This window comes from Candidatus Zixiibacteriota bacterium, assembly GCA_036397555.1.
Classification (GTDB): Bacteria; Zixibacteria; MSB-5A5; order WJJR01; family WJJR01; genus DATKYL01.
Window position 1 is genome coordinate 70,328 of the sequence record DASWIS010000001.1, and the last position, 19,887, is coordinate 90,214.

General features: G+C 59.1%; 15 protein-coding genes. 8 read left to right on the forward strand and 7 right to left on the reverse strand.

Annotation, left to right across the window (positions count from 1 at the left end; genetic code table 11):
• Positions 1-73: 73 nt before the first annotated feature.
• Positions 74-3,427 carry a S8 family serine peptidase gene (locus tag VGB22_00325; GenBank protein ID HEX9749723.1) on the reverse strand — a complete coding sequence of 1,118 codons (3,354 nt, stop codon included), beginning with the start codon at positions 3,425-3,427 and terminating at the stop codon, positions 74-76.
• A gap of 418 nt (positions 3,428-3,845) precedes the next feature.
• On the opposite strand from VGB22_00325, the gene VGB22_00330 reads away from it, so the two are divergent.
• Positions 3,846-5,906, forward strand: coding sequence for a S9 family peptidase (locus tag VGB22_00330; protein ID HEX9749724.1), 2,061 nt, complete (start codon positions 3,846-3,848; stop codon positions 5,904-5,906).
• Between the two features lie 20 nt (positions 5,907-5,926).
• Complete coding sequence (locus VGB22_00335; protein ID HEX9749725.1) at positions 5,927-7,126, forward strand: hypothetical protein; 1,200 nt, start codon at positions 5,927-5,929, stop codon at positions 7,124-7,126.
• Positions 7,127-7,180: 54 nt separating this feature from the next.
• Here the strand turns inward: VGB22_00335 and VGB22_00340 are convergent, their stop codons facing one another.
• From VGB22_00340 to VGB22_00350, 3 genes are all read right to left on the reverse strand, one after another.
• Positions 7,181-7,654, reverse strand: a complete 474-nt coding sequence (locus VGB22_00340) for a DUF1801 domain-containing protein (protein ID HEX9749726.1) — start codon at positions 7,652-7,654, stop codon at positions 7,181-7,183.
• A 32-nt stretch (positions 7,655-7,686) separates the two neighbouring features.
• Positions 7,687-8,139, reverse strand: coding sequence for an SRPBCC family protein (locus VGB22_00345; GenBank protein HEX9749727.1), 453 nt, complete (start codon positions 8,137-8,139; stop codon positions 7,687-7,689).
• A 202-nt stretch (positions 8,140-8,341) separates the two neighbouring features.
• Positions 8,342-8,755, reverse strand: a complete 414-nt coding sequence (locus VGB22_00350) for a DUF1801 domain-containing protein (GenBank protein HEX9749728.1) — start codon at positions 8,753-8,755, stop codon at positions 8,342-8,344.
• 202 nt (positions 8,756-8,957) lie between these two features.
• On the opposite strand from VGB22_00350, the gene VGB22_00355 reads away from it, so the two are divergent.
• Positions 8,958-9,662: a DNA alkylation repair protein gene (locus tag VGB22_00355; GenBank protein HEX9749729.1), complete on the forward strand. Its 705-nt coding sequence runs from the start codon at positions 8,958-8,960 to the stop codon at positions 9,660-9,662.
• Between the two features lie 89 nt (positions 9,663-9,751).
• On the opposite strand, the gene VGB22_00360 is transcribed toward VGB22_00355, so the two are convergent.
• Both VGB22_00360 and VGB22_00365 read right to left on the reverse strand, forming a co-directional pair.
• Positions 9,752-10,222 carry a DUF2087 domain-containing protein gene (locus tag VGB22_00360; protein HEX9749730.1) on the reverse strand — a complete coding sequence of 157 codons (471 nt, stop codon included), beginning with the start codon at positions 10,220-10,222 and terminating at the stop codon, positions 9,752-9,754.
• Between the two features lie 82 nt (positions 10,223-10,304).
• Positions 10,305-11,225, reverse strand: a complete 921-nt coding sequence (locus tag VGB22_00365) for an IS1595 family transposase (protein HEX9749731.1) — start codon at positions 11,223-11,225, stop codon at positions 10,305-10,307.
• 1,766 nt (positions 11,226-12,991) lie between these two features.
• On the opposite strand from VGB22_00365, the gene VGB22_00370 reads away from it, so the two are divergent.
• Together VGB22_00370 and VGB22_00375 are read left to right on the forward strand one after the other, a co-directional pair.
• Positions 12,992-14,314: a GAF domain-containing SpoIIE family protein phosphatase gene (locus VGB22_00370; protein HEX9749732.1), complete on the forward strand. Its 1,323-nt coding sequence runs from the start codon at positions 12,992-12,994 to the stop codon at positions 14,312-14,314.
• 74 nt (positions 14,315-14,388) lie between these two features.
• Positions 14,389-15,294 carry an EamA family transporter gene (locus VGB22_00375; GenBank protein ID HEX9749733.1) on the forward strand — a complete coding sequence of 302 codons (906 nt, stop codon included), beginning with the start codon at positions 14,389-14,391 and terminating at the stop codon, positions 15,292-15,294.
• Here VGB22_00375 and VGB22_00380 read toward each other — a convergent pair.
• Positions 15,267-17,894, reverse strand: a complete 2,628-nt coding sequence (locus VGB22_00380) for a patatin-like phospholipase family protein (GenBank protein HEX9749734.1) — start codon at positions 17,892-17,894, stop codon at positions 15,267-15,269. The two genes, VGB22_00375 and VGB22_00380, sit on opposite strands and share 28 nt — an antisense overlap.
• Positions 17,895-18,101: 207 nt before the next feature.
• Here VGB22_00380 and VGB22_00385 point away from each other — a divergent pair, with 207 nt between their 5' ends.
• From VGB22_00385 to dcd, 3 genes are read left to right on the forward strand one after another with little or no spacing between them, the layout of a single operon-like run.
• The gene (locus tag VGB22_00385) at positions 18,102-18,497 is read left to right on the forward strand and encodes a VanZ family protein (GenBank protein HEX9749735.1); all 396 of its coding nucleotides are present in this window, start codon (positions 18,102-18,104) and stop codon (positions 18,495-18,497) included.
• Positions 18,445-19,140 carry a GTP cyclohydrolase I FolE gene (gene folE, locus VGB22_00390; protein HEX9749736.1) on the forward strand — a complete coding sequence of 232 codons (696 nt, stop codon included), beginning with the start codon at positions 18,445-18,447 and terminating at the stop codon, positions 19,138-19,140. The genes VGB22_00385 and folE overlap by 53 nt, the downstream gene beginning before the upstream one ends.
• 34 nt (positions 19,141-19,174) lie before the next feature.
• On the forward strand, positions 19,175-19,729 hold the full coding sequence (dcd, locus tag VGB22_00395) for a dCTP deaminase (protein ID HEX9749737.1): 555 nt from the start codon (positions 19,175-19,177) through the stop codon (positions 19,727-19,729).
• Positions 19,730-19,887: the final 158 nt, after the last annotated feature.

The following is a 19,887-nucleotide window of genomic DNA, read 5'->3' on the forward strand; positions in this document are numbered from 1 at the left end:
GCGTCCCCGATCCAAACCTGCATCACCGGATGGAATAATAATTCATCGGGGACCAGAGGTGGACGATGCAGCACTATTTTTTTACCGCAATCTTGAAAATTTTTGAAAAGCTCAACGCTCCGGTGCTGTACACGCGGCAAATGTACACGCCATCCGCAACAATATCGTCGCTATCGCTGTGGCCGTCCCATTCGACGAACTCCGCGCCGGGGCCATAGCTGGACTTCGGCAAATCAAGGTCGATGACATGTGCGCCACCCATGTCGTAGAGGGATGCCTTCAGCTCCGTCGCATCGTCCAACTCAAAGTTCATGCGCACGACTTCGCTTTTCGGATTGAACGGATTGGGGATGACCGGCGCAGTGACCGGCGATTTGACGATCAACGTCGTCGGGACCGTAAACATCGAAGGTGGATCGTCGGCGCCGTTGATGACGATGTTCCCGGCGTAAGTGCCCAGCAGGCGGTCGCCGACCGTCGCGGTCACTTCGAGACTTGCCTGGCCCTGCGCCGGGACCGTTCCGGATGCCGGGAGCACGTCGGCGAAATTCGGGATCATGTCGACGGAGTACCCGATCGGTTTTTCAGTGTCGTTGATGAGGGTCAGACTCTTGCTCGCCGGATCGGCCCCGCCTTCTGTTCCGGTGAATTGCAGGACAGTCGGCGAAACGCGAAACGTTCCCGCGTTGTAAACCCCGCGCGCATTCTGCACTGATGCGACCATCCCCTCCATGCTGGTCGCGCCGATGATCGCAAACGCGACCGTCACCGACGCATTGTTGGCCAGCGTGAACGGTCCTGCGGCGATCAGGTGCGAGCCGTCGCCCTCCTGTGGCGGTTCGGTCTGGAGGAATCCGCCCGACATGGCGGACCATTTTTCTGCGTTGGTGAAGCCGTTGAGATCGAACAATTCGGTCAAATTGTCCAGGTATCGGTACGACGAAGTTCCCGAGGGACTGATGACCGCCAGACCGCGAAACTGTGTTTCGTCGCGATGCCGCATGTACCCCAAGCCCTCGGATTCGACATACCCGCCGCCGTCGCGCGAGGCGACCGCCCCGGTCCAGGGGAAGTCCCAGTCGAAGTACAAACCTGCCCGTAGCCCGTTGAGCGTCGCCCCAGAACGATTGGTGATCGTGTATTCGGCGATGCAGTAGTCATCGGCCGCGGGATCGTCGTCGACCAGCGTGCGCTGTTCGATGAACAGGCCGATCGGCATCTCCGCGTAGCGGTCGGTAAACGCCGAGCGCGTCTCCTCAGCATAGCGCTGGCCCGGCTCGCGTATGTCGAAGTAGCCACCGGCGTCGACGTCGAAATCGACATCGGGAAACGTCGCCTCGTCGCGTGCATTGTCGGAGACATGAGTGGCGTTGGTGCCCACCAGGAAGGCGCCTTCAAACAGAGATTGTGTCGGATCGCCTCCGTAGAGGAAACCGACACCCTCGGAGCCATGCGGCGAGAGGGCGTCGGGCTGCAGCCCAAAGGTGCCGAAGGCGGACACACTCAGTTCGAAATTGCCCGCATCGTGCGTGAAGACTTCGACGGTGTGCGCGGGTCCGATCTGAATCGCACCCGGCCAGGTCTTCTGATACCCGCCGCCGGCGGTCATCTCGAACCGCACGGGGTAGCGTTCCCCCGACAGCACACTCGCATCCACTGATACCTGGAACGGGTCATCGCTGTTTCGGGCGGAGTCGCCATCGTTGGGCATGTCGGCGAACGATGCGGTCCCGGAGAGTACGGTCACCAGCGGGCTCTGCGAGATGATTTCGACCGCCACGCCGCTTGCCGGAGCACCGACATTGCAGAGCGTCAGAACGATGTCGGCGCCAGCGCCGGGCGCCGGCCGTACGTAATCGTCGCGCTTGATAAACAGCGAGGGCTGCGTGTTCGGCGGGAGCATGTCCTTTGCTGCCAGCAAATCGATGATGCCGCGCCCGTAGAGATTGTCTTCCCCGTCCTGTCCCAAGTCGCGAGCGGAGTTGTACAGCGCCCGTTTGAGCTCATCGACCGTGGCGTTGGGGTTGATTTCCGCCAGCAAAGCGATTGCACCGGCGACATGCGGTGTCGCGAAGGATGATCCCGTGGCCGTCCCGGCCTGAATGGGCTCGACAATGTTGTTGGGTTTGATCGAACGAACACCGACCCCCGGCGCGACGACTTCGGGCTTGAATGTCATGTTGTCGCACCCCGACGGTCCCTGCGACGACTGCGGGTGAATGGGCGGGTTCTCCTGGTCGGTGCGTGTATCGACCATGCCGACCGACATCGTGTTGACATCGGAGGTGATGCGATTGGCTGGGTTCCAGGCGCGGTCGGAATACTGGACCGCAGGATTCCAATTGCCGACGGCGAAGACCATTGCTGCTCCGGTGGCTTCAATGTTGTCGACAGCGCTCCAGAACACATTGGAACAGCCGAAGGCCGGGTTCTCTACACCCCCCCAGGGATTGGCGATCGCATGAGGGACGTCGGCTTCGGTGTTGGGATTGCCATCGGGCTCGGCCAGCCATTGAAACGACTCGAAGAGATTCCCGCAGAACAACAGATCGGTGGTGGGGCAGGGGATATCGATGGCGGCCGCGGACATCCATTGACAGTCGGGGCAAACGCCGATCGTATACTCCGGCAGCGTCGGCCCAAGATCCGGAACGACGCCGACCATGATGCCCATGACCTGAGTGCCATGAGTTGTGCCGCTGCCGGAAAAGCTGCGCGGTGTGACCGAACCGTAAATCGGATCAAACCACGACTCCTTCGCCGAGTATCCGTTGTTGCCGCGCCACTTGTCTTCGAGCATGAAATGATCGCCGTCGACGCCGGTATCCAATGAGCCCACGAGACGGCCCTTTCCGGTGATCCCCATTTCCCAGAGTTGATCGGCCCTGATGGCGAGCAATCCCGGCGAGGCATTGATCTGGCCGCTCGCATCGGCGGGCGCCACGTCACGCTGGGTCGTTTCCAATGCCAGGGGCTGAATGAGCCCGGTCTCCGGGTAGAGCATCACTTCTTCGACGTCGGCGCGGTCGGCGATCTCCGCGATCGCCGATGGCGTGGCGGCCGCGGTCACGATGTTGTCGATCCAAAACGTTTTCACTTCACTGACACGGTCATCGAAGTAGGCGGTATTCAACTCTCGTACCAGCGGAGTCTGCGTCACCGTGGCGATGTTTCGCAACGTCTCGACCGCCGCCTTGTGCCGATCGGCACGGAGCGGATAACGCGTATCGACCTGCCGTTTGAGCGCGCCGGGCGGCAACGCGCCACGGACGCGTATCACGATTGGCAGCCGTTCCTCGACCGCAGCGGTCTTCAGCCGCGCCTCCAATTCCGGCTGTAAGAGACCCGCGCCGGCATCGGCGGCCAACAAGAGCAGGACTGCGGCACATGCGACACTGACCCATCCCTGATGCATCCGACTCATCATGATATTCTCCCGAATTGTTGCAACAACGACGCTAAGCGCAACTGCCCAGCGCCGCCTTGTTTGGTGCTGATGGATAACGGGTTACTGCGTAGCCCCCCGAAGAGTCGCGATGGCTCGGCGGAATGCCGTCCTTTCCTCATATATCGTCAGATCGGCTCAAGCGGACCAGCAGGGCAGGTGAAGTCGGGAGGCCGACTGTCGTCATTGATAACCTGAGCGCCGCAGGCCAGTTCCCGGGGCGGTCGCCCAAAATAGCACACCAATGCCACCGTGCCAATGACTTCGTCGGCCGGGATTCGGTTGGATTCGCGCCGTGTCCGGGGATATGTTGGCCCGGACCGTTTTCGCCACGCTATCGGATTGTCGGCAGTCTCGAGGCGGTCGTCGGCAACGGACTATTGCCAGCAGGAGGGACTTCGTGCCAGCCAAAAAGAGCGGAGTACGGGCGGTGACTATCGAGGATTTGACACGCATCAAATTCGTCCGCTCGCCGGCACTATCGCCGGACGAGACGGAGATCTGCTGCGTCGTCGAGACGATCCCCGACGACCGCAAGGAATACCGATCGCACCTGTGGCGATGCAATGCCGATGGATCGGCCCTGCGACAGCTCACCTTCGGCAAGCGCAGCGATTCCTCGCCGGTCTACTCACCGGACGGGCGCTGGATTGTCTTCGTGTCCAAACGCGGCGATCACCCCGGCATCCACTTGCTACCGTCCGACGGCGGCGAGGCCAAGCCGTTGGTCGAGAAGGACGGCACATTTAGTTTCGTTTCGTTTTCCCCGGATTCCCAGACCATTGTTTGCCTGTTTCGGGCGAATGACCCGATACCCGGCGCGGAGAAAAAGCCGGACAAGAAGTCCGATCCCGATGCCAAGCCGCCCAAGCGCGAAGCCCCGATCGCGCGGCACATAACGCGACTGGCCTATCGCGAAGACGGCGTCGGGTTTTATCCGAAAGATCAGTGGCATGTTTGGGCGTTTGATGTGGCCGCTGGCGCGGGACGGCAACTCACCAAGGGACGGTTTAGCGAGGCGTGGCCGATTGTCTCGCCCAATGGCAGGGATGTGCTGTTTGTCTCCAACCACCGCCCCGATCCCGACCGCGATCCGTATCGGCATGATCTGTTCGTCGTGCCGCTCAAGGGCGGGGCCATGCGCCGCATACCGACGCCCGAAGGGCCGATCGAAGCGCCGTCGTACTCTCGCGACGGCAAACTGATCGCATACCTGGGCCACTCGCAGCCCGATGCGCCGTGGGGCGTCGTGCCCTATCACCTGTGGGTCGTCGGCGCCAATGGCACGCCAAGAGCGTGCGATATCACGCCAACTTTCGATCGCGAAAGCTACGACCTGACAATCTCGGATACCGGTGAGGGTTTCGGGATCATTCGTCCGGAGTGGTCGCACGACAGCAAATCGCTTCTGTACATCGTCACCGACACGGGTTCGACGCTCTTGTTTCGCGTGTCCGCAAAAGGCGGTGATCCCAAGCCGGTCGCGCGCGGTCAGTGGCATATTCAATCGGCGACGTTCGGCAAGAAGGGCAAACGTGCCGCGCTTCTTTTTGGCAATGCCGCCGCACCGGCGGAAATCGGCACGCTCGAACTGGGGACGTCGGCGGCGACGCCCACACGAATCACCGGATTCAATCATGATTGGCTCAAGACGGTGCATATCGCCAGACCCCAGGAAGTGTGGTTCAAGTCGACCAATGACATGCGCATTCAGGGCTGGGTGCTCAAGCCGTACCGCTTCAAGACCGGCCGGCGCTACCCCGCGATCCTCGAAATCCATGGCGGGCCGCGCACGCAGTACGGACACACCTTCTTCCATGAGATGCAGATGCTCGCCGGACAGGGGTATGTCGTTTTCTACACCAACCCGCGCGGATCGCAGGGACGCGGCAGCGACTTCACCGCGTCGATCGTCAAAGGGTGGGGCACGGTCGACTACGAAGACTGCATGGCGGCGACCGACTGGCTGGAGAAACAGCCGTATGTCGACCGCAAGCGCATCGGCGTCACCGGCGGCTCGTACGGCGGATACATGACCAACTGGCTGGTGACGCACACGAATCGCTACAAGGCCGCGGTCACGCAGCGCTCGGTCGTTTCACTCGTGTCATTCTTCGGGTCGTCCGACTTCGGGTACTTGTGGAAGAAGGAGTTCGGCTATCACCCGTGGGAGAACAAGGCCGAACTGGAGCGCATGTCGCCGATCACGTACGCAGAGAACATCCGCACCCCGCTTCTGATCATCCATAACGAGCACGACATGCGCTGCGACATCGAGCAGGCGGAGCAACTATTCGCGATGCTCAAGATGCTGCGGCGCAAGGTCGAGTTTGTCCGCTTCCCAGAGGAACCGCACGGCCTCTCGCGCCACGGCCGCCCCGACCGGCGGCTGGCGCGACTCTCGCATATACTGCGCTGGTTTGATCAGTACTTGAGAGGGAAGAAGATGAGGGTGGGATAGGGTGTGATGGGCTAGTCGGCATGCAAGTTCGGCTCTTAACTGGTATTGTGTATCTGCTCGCTTGCCACATTGCAACCGCGAGCGAAACCGATCGTGATTCAAATAAGGGCACATCGTCAGTCATTCGCACCTTCCCGCTCGAAGGCGCGCACATTTGGCAGACTGCGTTGACGGACAGCACAATCGCATTTGTCCTGCATAAACGCGATAGCTCCGTAGTTTGTGTCTTCGGTTTGGACGGTCAATTGCGATTCCGCTGGGCGCAATCAGATTCAGTCAATACACAGATTCAGTATGTCTCGCTCTGTCGGAGGGCGTCGAGTCTTATTGTCTGTCAACTGCGTGGTATCGAGAGTTACGTATCGAGAGTGTTTACCACGGGTGGTTCAGCATTATTCTCCGTCAGCGGACAGGGAGGCCTTCTGTCGTCTCCTGACGGCCGGTACTTCGCCGCTACAGCACCAGCCGATGCGTTTGAACCGTTCCGCATCTACAATCGCACGGGGCAAATCACTCTGGAGCACACGGCATGGGGGCTTTGCGGCTGGACATGCGCATTTATTGACGATTCGTTGCTTGCTCTGGTTCCCAATGGATCGGATACCATCACTTGCATTGATGCACGGAATGGAAAAACACTATGGAATTCAGTACTGAATCTCCAGGAGGATCAGTCCCCGGTGGCAGTCCAGGTCTCGCTTGATCCTCCCGCGATCCTCCTGAACAACTCCGACGGAGCGTGCGCGGTCGACTTTGACGGTCAGCAACTCTGGAATCGTCAATTTGACGGCAAGCTCAGGGCGCTGGTTGTCGACCCGATCCGACAGCGATTGATTGCACAATTATTCGATATTAAAGGTGGCTACGGCTTGATGTGGGCAATCGCAATCACTGACGGCTCCGACTCGTCCGAGCCTCTTCGGCTTGCGCGAGAAGAGACAGTGTCGGCACTGGGTGCAAATCACTTCCACTTCTTAGATGACCTCTTGCTACTACATGGACCGACGAATACATCACCAGTGATTAGGTATCATTGGAAAGAGTTCTGGACTTCGTTTTTCCTCTATGATGATGAGCAGATGCAATTCAGACGATTGGGACGCCGTCTCGGACGGTACTACCCAATCAGAATGGACGGGAACGGAAGCGCATACTTGCACGTCGCGCCGGCAGGCGAAGCATCAATCGTAACTCTTTCGGACTCTGAGATCGCGGAATAATCGCGACGGTTGGCCCGGACTCTCGGTCCGGGTTTCAGCCGGAGTCCGCGGCCGTCAAACCTTCCCCCAGCCGGGCAGTTTGCTCGCTTGCTTAAACCACGAGGCAAGCTGGTCCTCGTCAAGCGTGTCACCCTCGTGAATATGGAAGTAACGCGCATCGGGGTCTTTGGAATCGACCGGCGGCATGGGTTTGAGGGACTTGCCTTGGAGGAATGCCACCTTGATGTACTTCGTGAAGCAATGAAAGGCGACGAACCAGCCCTTGCCCTCGATGCCGTAAAACGGTGAATTCCAACGGACCGCCTTGCGCACATTCGGCACCGCGCGCACCATCAGCGCATCCAGACGCCGCCCGACATCCCGTTTCCAGCCCGGCATCGCTTTGATGTATGCCTGCACCGGCCCGTCGCCGTCGCCCTTGGCGATCTGCGGATTGCCGCCGGAGAGGAGCTTCGGCTTCGTCGCAACGCGCTTCGTTTTGCGCTTCGATGTAACTTTGGCAGACTTCGTCGGTTTTTTGCCGGCCATCGTGCTTGCCTCTACTTGTCACTGTGAGCGTATCAAACCCCGTCGGGGATCTCCGGCTCGACCAGTTTCGCCAAAAGTTCCAGCGACTCCTGCCAGCCGAGATAGCACGCCTCCGGAGGGATCATCTCTGGGACGTTTTCCTGGACGATATGCACCTCCGTGCCGCAGGAGACTTTGGTCAATGTGTAGTTCGTGCGAATTTCGCCGGGGAGATTGGGATCGTCAAACACGTCGGTCGCAACAATGCGCTCCCCCGGCACAAGCTCCAGATACTTTCCGCCGAACGCGTGGCTTTTGCCCGTGGAGAAATTCGTAAACGACATCTTGTAAGTGCCGCCCACCTTCGCATCGAGCTGATGGACCGTGCAGGTGAAGCCGTGCGGCGGGAGCCATTTGCAATTCGCAGCGGGGTCGAGGATCGCCTTGTAGACACGCATGGGCGGTGCTTTGAGCACCCGGTGCAGCCGGATCGTGTTCGTTGCCACGGTTGGTCTCCCTGGAGAATTTGTGTTGTTGTAAAGCTCGTCCTATCCACTCGCCATTATTCTGTCAGACCATCCAGTATGTCTACGGATTTGCCGGGCATTCGGTCACAGGCAGGCTCAGCAGAAGCTTCGCCCTCCCATACATGGCACAAGGCGTCGAGACGTCTGCCGGGTCACATGGGAATTGCCGATTCTCATTCTGTCAGCCGCTCTTGTGCGTTTTCTCTGAGGAATTGTGGGTAATCGCCTCTCGAAGCAATGCCTTGAATGCCGTCTTGTCAATCTTGTCGCCCTCAAAAACGTCGATGGCGCGGCGCGTGTTCCCTTCGAGACTGGAATTGAACAGCCGCGAGGGATCCGCCAGTGCGGCGCCTTTGGCGAATGTAAGCTTCACCTTGTCCTTATAGGTTTCGCCGGTGCAGATGATCCCGTTGAGTGACCACACCGGAACCCCGCGCATCGCATTTGACGGCTTGCGCCATTTGATCTCTTCGACAATGTCGGGATCTACCTGCCTGATCAGTGTGCGCACCGAAGCGAAGGACTTCTGCCGCCAGTCGTCTGCTCCCTTTGTCTTGGCGGCTTTCAGCTTTGGGGAGGTTCTCTTTGTGTTCATCGCGCGCACTCCGGGATGGATTCGAAAGCTCCTCCGGATCATGGTCCGGTTTCCTCAGGTTGAATGCACAGCCGAACGCCCAAGTCAATCACCTTAAATCATGTTTTGATTCCGGCTTCGTGCGCACTCATTTTTAGCGCCCCGACGGCGTCACCCGGGGCGGGTGATGCCGCATTAGTGCAACAATCATGCGAGACCATCCATGCCACTCCGTGCTGTCCGGGCCGAGCTAAGGACCCTTGGGAATCAAAAGAAAGCCGACTTCCTTAGGGGATACTTCCTGCCGCCCAAGCCCGGGTATCGCCGGAATGATCGGTTTCGCGGGGTTCGTGTGCCGGTCACCCGCAAGCTGGCGCGCCAGTACCGCGACTTGCCGCTTCGCGAGGTGATTTCCCTGCTGGCGTCGACGTACCATGAAGACCGATTGCTGGCGCTCATCATCCTGACCGATCAATTCAAACGCGGCGACAAGGCGACTCAACGGCAAATCTACGACCTGTATCTCAATCACCGACGGCACATCAACAACTGGGATTTGGTCGATGCCTCGGCGCATTTGATCCTGGGGCCGTACTTAAACGACCGCAGCCGTGGCCCGTTGATGAAGCTGTCGCGTTCCGCAAGTCTCTGGGATCGGCGCATGGCGGTTCTCGCTTCGTATCATTTTATCAAACAGGGCGATTTTGCATCGACGCTCGCGCTCGCGAAGATCCTGCTGCATGACGAGGAAGACCTGGTGCAAAAAGCGGTGGGCTGGATGCTCCGCGAGATCGGCAACCGCGACCGTGCCACCGAGGAGGAGTTTTTGCGGGCGTTTTACAAAGAGATGCCGCGCACGATGCTGCGGTATGCGATCGAGAAGTTTCCCGCGAAGCGGCGCAAGGCGTACCTGGAGGGGAGAGTTTGATATCGACCCGGTGCGCCGCGCTGTCTCCCGACGGTCAACCCGAAGGCTGACCCGCACACCAATGGACGCGCGGACGGGGCTTGGCGCGATTAGCCGCCTTGTGGGGCATACGACGTGACCCGATGATACTTGCCGCCCTGACGGAGCATCATCTTCTCCGTGATGAACTCGCGGCGCAGCGTGCAGACATCGGGATGGAAGCGTCCGAGGATGGCGTTGACCTCTGGCTCGGTGTACACCTTGGTGGTGTCGAACTCGGTCAGCAGCCGTTCGAGAATGAATCGTCGTTTCTTGCGCTGTGCCGGAATCTCGACCAGACGGCCGTCGCGGAAAAACGAGCGTTCGGTCTTTTGACGCTCGGTCAGACGCCGCTGGTTGGAGCGTTCGGCCAGCCACGATGCCAACTCACGGTCGGCGACGCGCCAGTCTTTGCCGATCTTGTAGCCGGGAATCTCCCCGGACTGCAGCTTGCGCGCGACCACCTGAGGATGCAACTTGAGTGTCTCCGCCACCTCGGCGGCAGTGAGGAAGATGGTGTCTTGGAGGGTTGGGTTTGCCATCGAGAGATCCCTGTGCAATTAGTGTATTATACGGTATAATGGAGTATAATGAAATATGTTTTCTAATTCTTCGACGGACATATCACTCTACCGCAGTTTCCCGGATTTTAGGATCGGCTGTCCGGCGTTCAGAGTCAAAGCCATTCTCGCAGTTGGCAAACACGGACCGAAAGCCGTCTCCGTTGTGATTGATCCTGAAAGCGACCTCATCGCAATACCGTTGGGCATATTTGCGCCCGATCTTGTGATAAACCCCATAGCGCCCACGTTTTAGGACAGCCCACAGCGATTCGACGCCGTTGCAGTGGGTCCCTTGGTCGTCTACGTATTCAGTCGCGTGTTGCACGGCACGATGTCTAAAACCTCGTAGCCCGATGCGCTTGTAGAGAAACCCCTCATCGGTGTGCAACATCGACATACGGCGGACATTTGCCTCAATGATCGGGAACACGGTTGACTGCTTTGTATCCGGCACAATCTTGATCCGCGCTTCGCCGCGTCGTTGCCTCATTCCAAATGCGACGACATGGGTCAATGGGTCCGATCCGCCTTTCCTCGTTCGCTTCTCGCCTTTGCTATCGGGTTTCCGGCACTTGACGTAGGTCTCATCCATTTCAACAGTCCCGGCCAGCTTGTGACGGTTACCGTTCGCCATGGCCTTGCGGATGCGATGGAGCATTGACCAGCACGTTTTGTAGGGCAGTCCGAGATCGCGGGCCAGTTGCTTCGCCGGATACCCTTTCCGACCGGACAGGATGAAATGGACCGCCAAGAACCACTTGGGCAATTCGACCTTGCTGTTGTGGAAAATCGTGCCAACAGTGGCGCGAAACTGAAAGTGACAATCCCGGCACTCCCACTTGTGGCGGGTCTCAATCCGGGTTAATGCGATTGATCCGCACCGCAGACAGGCGGGACCATCGGGCCAACGGTGTTGTTCTATGTATGCGAGACAGGCTTCGGTCGTACCGAAGCTGTCGATGACTTGAGGAATAGTAAGCACCTGAAACTCGCTTGCTTTTGCAAGAGACAGGACGCTTACTTAGGGCTCAGCGGGTCGGCACCCTGTCTCTGGCATGGTGTCCGGCTCTGGCGGTCCCGTCTGGTTGCACAGGCGGGCCGCCGTTAATTCATGCCCCCGTAAGGGGGATTGGGAAAGGGTGTTGGCGCGCGCGGCCAAACTGAGTAGAAGCAGACTACGTAGAACAATGGGCGACTCCTTTGATCTGCACGGTCACTGGTTTTGTCCGAATTGGGCCGCCAGTTGCTGCTGGCGGCCCGCTTTCTTATGGCGCTTTTTCAATAAGCTTCCACGCACTACTGCCTCGATTGCCTCGGCGCTTGAAATAAAGTCCCTCGCCTTTCGTCAGATGCTCCCTCAAAGTCGTCCTTCCAATATCAATTCCGTATCTGTTTTTGAGTGCTTGTCTGATAAGGAGGTTTTTGACCCACATATTTCGCGGCATCACCGAGACTATCTTTGACGTGAGTTCCCCGTTCTGCGATTGCGACTCAGGCCCATGAAGCAGGTCTGCCTGTTGCGCATGGGCCTGACTGCCTGCACGTTCAAGCTTAGCAGACAAGCGCTCGTAGTAGTCCTTTCGGCTCCGCACCCATCGCAGAAATTCCTCGTACTCCCCGTCCGTCAATCCCCTAACATCCACCATAAGATCACCCCTTCAGTGGGTAATACGTGGTCGCATCACAATGATGTTTGATTGAACGTGCAAAAGTCAATAGAAAACGCTCAACAGTTTTATAACACATTGTGGTCCAACGCCAAACTGTTGGCACCCGATGCTTCTGTTTATATGTTGTTGAAAGTTTCCGAACTACAACCGGCTTGGCGAGCAATGCTTCGCAGGGTTCCGGGGGCGACATCTCCTCGACCCTTTGGCACAACTACGATATGACCGGACTTGTTGTCCCAAATCTCATGGCGCCCGCCGGTGCGGACGCATTCATACCCAAGGGTACGGAGCTTTCTTCTGATTTCGCGCAATGTCACGTTTGCCCACTGGATGTTGGCAAACTGCTATGCGCAAGCGGCTAATTGCGATGGGTCAATGGTCGTGCTGAAGGGCTGCAACCTCGATCTTGTGCGAGGTCTTTTTGTTTTGAGAGAACGGAGAGGGTCTAAGAATGAAGCTGTGTTAAACTCCTTGAGTACATCTTCACGCTTTACGAGTCGCGGGATATACTCGCCAATCTTGTCTGGGTAAGTCTCACAAACGTACTTTACGTACTCGAAGCAGAGTTCAATACAGGCATTTGCGGCCATCGAGGGTGTATCTCCCTCCGCCGCTATATCAAGGTCGATGCAGATCGAAACCCAGCGATCCCCCTCTTTCTTGACGAATCCACGAAGAAGAATGCCCCGGCCCGCCGCGGCGGGCTGACCAGTATCGGATACGTGTTTCATAAACACTTCCATAGGCCATATCTCCGGCCCACTACCTTAAATCGGCAGAATGGGCACAAGGTTTCACCTTGACCGCGATTTCTGACAGTCGTATATCCTACAAGTGTTTATGGAGATCGTCTGCCGTCCCAGACTCACTGGAATTTACCTCAACTACAGTATATAGTCAAGAGCCATGACGCGACGTGGATGACATTTGTATCGACCGTGTGGGATACTATTCAACCCTGCCGTAGGGTGATAAATCCGTTCTTCGATAGAGTCCCCTGTATGCCTCAATCCGGCAATTCCATTGATTTCCCCAACTCATTGAATATCTTGAACCTACTCCAATCGGAGCGATCTTTGTGGCCGCGATCTTCAAGCAACAGAAAGAGGACAGTCTGACCGCCGACCCCTCAGAGCTCATCCGTCTGCGTGACGAAAACAGCCGTCTGCACCGCGCCGTCGAGGAGCTCTCCATTCTCAACGAAATCGCCCTGGCGATCAACTCTACCATGTCGCCGGAGGCGATCAACGAGTTGATCGTCAGCAAAGTGGTTAAACGACTGGGTGTCGAGCAGGGGGTGATCCACCTTTTCGGGGCCGATGCGGGAGATCCGACGAAAACCCTGATCCGCGTCATGCAGCAGGGCAAGGATGCCTTGCCGATGCGAATCGGACTGCAGATTACCGGCTGGATGCACAAGAACCGCCGCCCGCTGGTCGTCAACGACATCACCAAGGACGAACGCTTTACCGGTTCGGACACGCGCGACCTGCGAATTCATTCGGTGCTCTCAGTGCCGCTGGAACTCAAGGGGCGGCTGATAGGGATCTTCAACCTCTTCAATAAACGCGAGGGGGAAATCACCAACGAGGACGCGCGACTGGCGGCGATCATCGCGGCGCAATGTTCGCAGGTGATCGAGAACGCCCGGCTCTACCAGGAGGAGCAGAAACTGCAGCGGCTGCAGGATGATGTCCGTAACGCCACCACCATTCAGCGGATGCTGCTGCCGCGCAAGATGCCGGAGATCGCCGGTTTGCAGTTGGCCGGGCAATCGCACCCGGCACGCGATGTCGGCGGCGACTACTTCGACTTTATCGAATTGGAGTCGGGACGCTGGGGAATCGCCGTCGGCGACGTCTCCGGCAAAGGACTCCCGGCGGCATTGCTGATGGCCAATCTGCAAGCCACGATGCAGGGATGCGCCCGCATCGCGGCCACGGTCGCCGATTGTATGAGCGCGGCCAACAAATTTCTGATTGCCTCGACTGATAATAAGACCTTCGTCACGCTATTCTATGCCGTCTACGATCCCGCGTCGCGCACACTGACCTACTGCAACGCCGGGCACAATCCGCCGATGCGGTTCTCCGCCGACGGTAACATGACCTTGCTGGAAACCGGCGGCCCGCTCGCCGGGTGTTTCAGTTGGGCCGATTACAAAGAGGAAACCCTGACGCTGGGCGAGGGTGAAGCGATTGTCATCTACACCGACGGTGTCACGGAAGCAGAAAGCCCGGCCGAAGAGCAGTATGGCGAAGAGCGTCTGGAGGAATTGCTCCGTACCGCCCGCACGCAGCAGGCGCAGCCGATGCTGGAGCAAATCGTCAAGAGCGTGCTGACGTTTCAGCAGGATGCCCCGGTCATGGACGACATCACCGTCGTTTGCCTGCGCACATAGCCGACCGTGCAGGACTTCCCACTGAGCGCCGCCGATTCGAGTCCATGGAATCCACCAAGCCGAATTAGACGTACATGCTCAATTCATTATTGATCGCCGCACTGTGTGTGGTGTGGGGCGCGACGTGGGTGGCGATCAAGATCGGGCTGAGCGATTCGCCCCCCTTCTACGGCGCCGGGCTGCGGTTCCTGATTGCCTCGGCGATTCTCGGCGTATGGGTCTGGCGGATGCGTAAACCGTGGCCGGAACGCACAGCGCCCTGGGGTTGGATCGTTGTTGCGGGTCTCTTGATGTTTTTCGGTTCCTACGCGACCGTCTACTACGTCGAACAGTATATCAATGCCGCACTGGCGGCGATTCTGTTTGCGTCATTTCCGTTTTTCGTAGCGGTCGGCGCGCATTTCTATCTGGACAATGAGCGCCTGACGCCGGTCAAGACACTCGGGCTGGTCATCGGTTTCAGCGGGGTCATCGTTGTGTTCGGCGGCGGGACCACTGCGCCGGCCACCTCTCGCTGGTGGGCGCCCGCACTGATGCTTATTTCTCCCATTGCCTCCGCCATCGTGTCAATCGTCATCAAGAAACACCTGACCCGACATGACCCGTTCGTACTCAACTTTATTCAGATGTCTTTGGGAACGCTGGTGCTGTTACCGGTCGCAGCCCTGGTCGAGGACATCGGAGATTTTCATTGGACGCAATCGGCTGTCGGTGCGCTGCTGTTCCTGTCGCTGTTCGGCTCTGTCTTCACCTTTGTGACGTACTATTACCTGTTGCGCATCATGGAGGCCAGCCGTCTATCGCTGATCGCATTCGTCACGCCGATCGTGGCGACGCTCCTGGGATGGATCGTGCTGGATGAAAAACTCACACCGGCCACGCTGGTCGGTGCGACGTTGGTACTGGCCGGGATCTGGATTGTAAACGTGATCGGCGCGCGACCGGGGGTTTCTCAGAAGTCGTATCCCCAACTGAAGTAGAAGCGTTCATCGCCGCCGTCGGCGAACCCCTGCAGGATGGTCAACGGCCCCAGCGGCGTGTCGAACATCAGTCCCATCCCAAGTCCGGCGCGGAGTGTTCCCCAGAAGTCGACGTCGACGCCGTGACGCCAGGCATTGCCGACATCGAGGCGCGCCAGCGTATAGCTGCGCGAATATATGCGGTACCGCATGACGACATTGGCCGCCAGCACGTGATCGCCCAGCATCTCATCTTCGTAGAGGCCCATTAACGAGCGGCGACCGCCGAGCGCGAATTTCTCATAGACCGGGAGCTGGCGATCGGCCGTGCCGAAACGAGCGCCGGTCAGCAAGATGAGATGATCCCGGAACGGAATCACCCACAACGCCTCACTGAAGAAGGCGCGGTAGATGATGTCGCCGTCGAGGAAATCGTCGGCCCAGATCAACTCCGCCGACAGACGTCGGCCTGTTTGAGGAAAGTCCCGCTCGTCCAAATCGTCTAAGTGCGCTCCCAGCGCAATACGCGCGTGCTGCAATCTTGACGTCGTCGAATCGATCTCCAATTGCAGACGCTCGGTGCTGATTTGGACCGCGAGCTGCGCGAACCGGGAGATGTTTTGGGCAAAACGCGCCCGCACGCCGGTGCGTTTGGTCTGAAAGTCGCCCGTGCTCACGTGATCGGCATAGAAATGCCGCCGCTGACGGTGGTAGTACACGCCCAGTCGCGCCGCCATGTAGGAGCGAAAGACGCGGTCGGAATCGATCTGTCCGAAGTACAACTCCCGGCGAGGCGCGTATTGTGCGTGCGCCGTGAATTCGTTGCCCAGGCCGAACAGATTGATGTTGGCCCACTGGATGAATCCCTCGGTCTGATATTCCAGATTGTGGTGCAAACCCAATCGCAACGCATCGGTGGTCTTTTCGGTGACCGTCAGCCGCAGAATCGGCCCGGCGTCGGTCCGTACAACCCGCGCGGTGATCTGATCGAAGAGTCCCGTGGCCTGCAGATCGAAAAGGCCGTTGGCGACACGGCGGGCGTTGTACGGCGCCCCGCGTTGCAGCGGGAAGTTGCGAAGGATAACCCAGTTGCGCACCGACTGGTTGCCTTCGACCTCGACACCGCTTAAGGATGCCTCGTCGATCGAGACCGTCAGGACGCCATCGCTGTCGAGCGTCGCATCGCGAATGTCGGCCAGCGTGTATTGCCGTCGCTCATACTGATCGCGCGCCCGTCGCAGCCCCGCAATCATTTCATCGGGAGCGACCGGATGGCCGATCGGCAGGTCCATGGCGTGCTTGAGCTCGGTCTCCGTGAACGCCGAATTGCCCTCAAACCGGATCACGCGCAGCGAGGGCGCGCGTTGGGCCGATAGCTCCATGCGCTCGCCGCCGGAATCGGAGACAATGACGTGCGACAAAGTTGCCCTGCTCCACCATCCTGAGGCCACCGCAGTGCGCGCCGAATCGCGCACCAGCGCAAGCTCGACCGATGTCGTCTCTGCGACCCATTCGGCAATGGCGGGGGGGCAGTCGGGCGGTGTCAGTCCGTCCACGGCATGCAACGGTGCGAAGTGCATTCCGCCCGAACGCAGCGATCGTCCGCCCGAGGCCGACTGCGACGCGATGATCCGCTGCGCGAGCAATTGTCCGGCCGCGTATCCGGCGGCAATCAGCGAATCGACGGCGTCGAAATCATAGTTGGCGATGCCGACCACCGATGGCTCGCAGGTAAAATCGGCCTGCGCCAACGCCGTCGCCAACGCCGGCGCGGTCATGATCGTGGTGGCCTGGTTGGCGACCACGTAGGGGTCTCCGATGCGGTCGATCTCTTCGAGCGCGGTCGCCGTGTTGACCGCCACAACCGGTGCGTCCGACAGCGACTGGGTCAACGCCACCGGCAACGGATCGACCAGCCCGCCATCGGCAAAGAGCCGCCCATTGCTGCGCAGAGGGGTCACCGCCAATGGAAACGCCATCGCGGCGCGCATCGCGAAGGCCAGTTCGCCGGAGTCGAAGACGATATGATCGCCGCTCACCAAATCGGTCGCCACGGCGCGGAAACGCGTCGGCAGCCGGTCGAAATCACCGCCGCATCGGTACGATGCCCCCTGGGTCAGATGCGCAAGGAAGTTGTAGATGCCCTGCCCGCTGGTCGCACCGGTCGGCCACTGCGGCTGTAGTCCGCGCATCGGCAGCGACAAAAACCAGTTGGCCGAGCGGTCTTTCTGCGACAACAGCAGACGCGCGCGGGGGGGTGAGTTCTCCAACAGCGCGCCCCAATCGACCGAGCGGGTCAGCGCCACCAACGAATCAGGGCCGATTCCCGAGGCGTACAGCCCGCCGATGATCGCGCCCATCGACACGCCACAGATTACTTCGATGGCAATACCCGCTTCTTCGAACGCGCGCAGCACGCCGATCTGAGCCAATCCGCGAGCGCCGCCGCCGGAGAGAGCGATCGCCACCCTCGGGCCGTCGTGACCCGACGCACGCGGTGCACTGATGCGCGCGACGTAGTCGATGGGACCGATGGTATCGACGGAGATGACTTCGGCGTGCGTGCCAGGAGCTGTTGCGAGAATCAGAGACAGCGTCACAAACGCGATGACGAGTGCCACGGGGACCTGAAAGCAAAGAGACAATCGCTTGTGTATCGGCATCGGCCCCCGCACGCACCCTCCGCGCGCACAATCGTGCTCTATGGTACAGCCGATGTCCGATCCGGTTCAATCTGGATCGGCGTTGTTGACGGACAGCCACGGGCTCCTTGTTCCCTGGCCGACTGCGCCATACCTTCGGCCATCCCGTTCTGCCAAGGGCCGTTGATGCTCTCGATTCGAGTCTACCGTGTAGTTGCCGTGATCTACGCTGTGGTGTTGGTTGCGGTGTCATCGGTGCCGGGCCTGAGTCTCCCCAGGTATGGGCCGGGCGCCATCGACAAGGTCCTGCATTTCGGACAATACGCAGTTCTGGCGTTTCTTTCGGTTCGCGGATTCGGCTCCGACAGCAGACATCGGATCGCGCTGTTGCTCTTTCTCATCGTGTTCTGCGCGGCCGATGAGTACCACCAGGTCTGGATTCCGGGGCGGGAGGCCGAATTGTCCGACTGGATTGCCGACGTGCTCGGGATCCTGACCGGTTGGAGCATCGGCTGGATCTTTCTGCGGCGTGCGGTGTCGCGTCGGCGCGCGCCCTTCGCCGAATCCGGCAAAAGCGCTTAAACGGGCGGAGCAAATCCCTTATACTGACCGACTGTACGGGCCGCCGCGCATTGATTCTCGCGGCACAGATGCTCTCATGGCGCTTCCCGACACGATCCGCACATTGCTGCAGGAACTCGGCGAGAATCCCGAGCGGCCGGGGCTGGAGAAGACTCCCGAACGGGTCGCCGAATCTCTGCGCTTCCTCACACGCGGGTATGCCGAGAGTCTCGACGATGTCATCGGCGATGCGGTCTTCGCCGAGGATACGCAGGAAATGGTGCTGTTGCGCGATGTCGATTTTTTCAGTCTGTGCGAGCACCATTTGCTGCCGTTCTACGGCAGGTGCCACCTGGCCTACATTCCCAACCGCAAGATCATCGGGCTCTCGAAGCTGGCGCGGGTCGTCGAAGTTTTCGCGCGCCGCCTGCAGGTGCAGGAACGACTCACCAACGAAATCGCCCGTACGATCGAGCAGTTGCTGGAGCCCTCAGGAGTGGCGGTGGTCATGGAAGCCGAGCATCTGTGCATGCAGATGCGCGGCATCCAGAAGGTCAATTCGGTCGCGGTGACGTCGTGCCTTTTGGGCTCATTCCGCGAACGCCCCGAAACGCGCGCTGAACTGTACCAAATCATCGGCCATCCCTACGCCAAGACGACATAGCACGATCACCACTCCCACCGGAGATGCATCCCAGATGGCAATCAAATCGGACCGTTGGATTAGAGAGTGGGCCACTAATCATCGCATGATCGACCCCTTTGCCGACCGTCAGGTGCGGCAAGGAGTGATTTCCTATGGTGTGTCCTCGTATGGATACGACATGCGGGTGGCCGATGAATACAAAGTCTTCACCAATGTCAACACGACTATCGTCGATCCAAAGAACTTCGACCCGCGCGCTTTTGTCGAAATCCAGGCGCCGACATGCACCATACCCCCCAACTCCTTTGCGCTGGCGCGATCGGTCGAGTACTTCCGCATTCCCCGCCAGATTCTCACTGTCTGTGTCGGCAAATCGACCTATGCGCGCTGTGGCATCATCGTCAATGTGACCCCGTTTGAGCCGGAGTGGGAAGGGTTCGTCACGCTGGAGATATCCAACACCACGCCGCTGCCGGCGCGTGTGTACTCCAACGAGGGAATCGCGCAGGTGCTGTTCTTCGAGTCCGATGAGATGTGCGAGGTCTCGTACGCCGACAAGAAAGGGAAATATCAGGCGCAGCAGGGGATTCAGGTGCCGAAGCTGTAGTTGGTTGATTGGCAAAGTGACGAGCATCGCACAAAGATGTGCATGCCAACTGTCCTCGCCTGGCTCCCGAAGTTTGGATGGAACAACTCGCCCAACGCTCAACAGATGCTGCCGGCGCCAGGCGAGGACGCCGGGCGAACACAAAGAGTCATTATTAC

Excerpts from the sequence above, each read along its gene's own strand:
- VGB22_00325 (HEX9749723.1), bottom strand. The coding sequence starts at position 3,427 with ATGATGAGTCGGATGCATCAGGGATGGGTCAGTGTCGCATGTGCCGCA.
- VGB22_00335 (HEX9749725.1), top strand. The coding sequence starts at position 5,927 with ATGCAAGTTCGGCTCTTAACTGGTATTGTGTATCTGCTCGCTTGCCAC.
- VGB22_00340 (HEX9749726.1), bottom strand. The coding sequence starts at position 7,654 with ATGGCCGGCAAAAAACCGACGAAGTCTGCCAAAGTTACATCGAAGCGC.
- VGB22_00350 (HEX9749728.1), bottom strand. The coding sequence starts at position 8,755 with ATGAACACAAAGAGAACCTCCCCAAAGCTGAAAGCCGCCAAGACAAAG.
- VGB22_00355 (HEX9749729.1), top strand. The coding sequence starts at position 8,958 with ATGCCACTCCGTGCTGTCCGGGCCGAGCTAAGGACCCTTGGGAATCAA.
- VGB22_00360 (HEX9749730.1), bottom strand. The coding sequence starts at position 10,222 with ATGGCAAACCCAACCCTCCAAGACACCATCTTCCTCACTGCCGCCGAG.
- VGB22_00375 (HEX9749733.1), top strand. The coding sequence starts at position 14,389 with ATGCTCAATTCATTATTGATCGCCGCACTGTGTGTGGTGTGGGGCGCG.
- VGB22_00385 (HEX9749735.1), top strand. The coding sequence starts at position 18,102 with ATGCTCTCGATTCGAGTCTACCGTGTAGTTGCCGTGATCTACGCTGTG.
- dcd (HEX9749737.1), top strand. The coding sequence starts at position 19,175 with ATGGCAATCAAATCGGACCGTTGGATTAGAGAGTGGGCCACTAATCAT.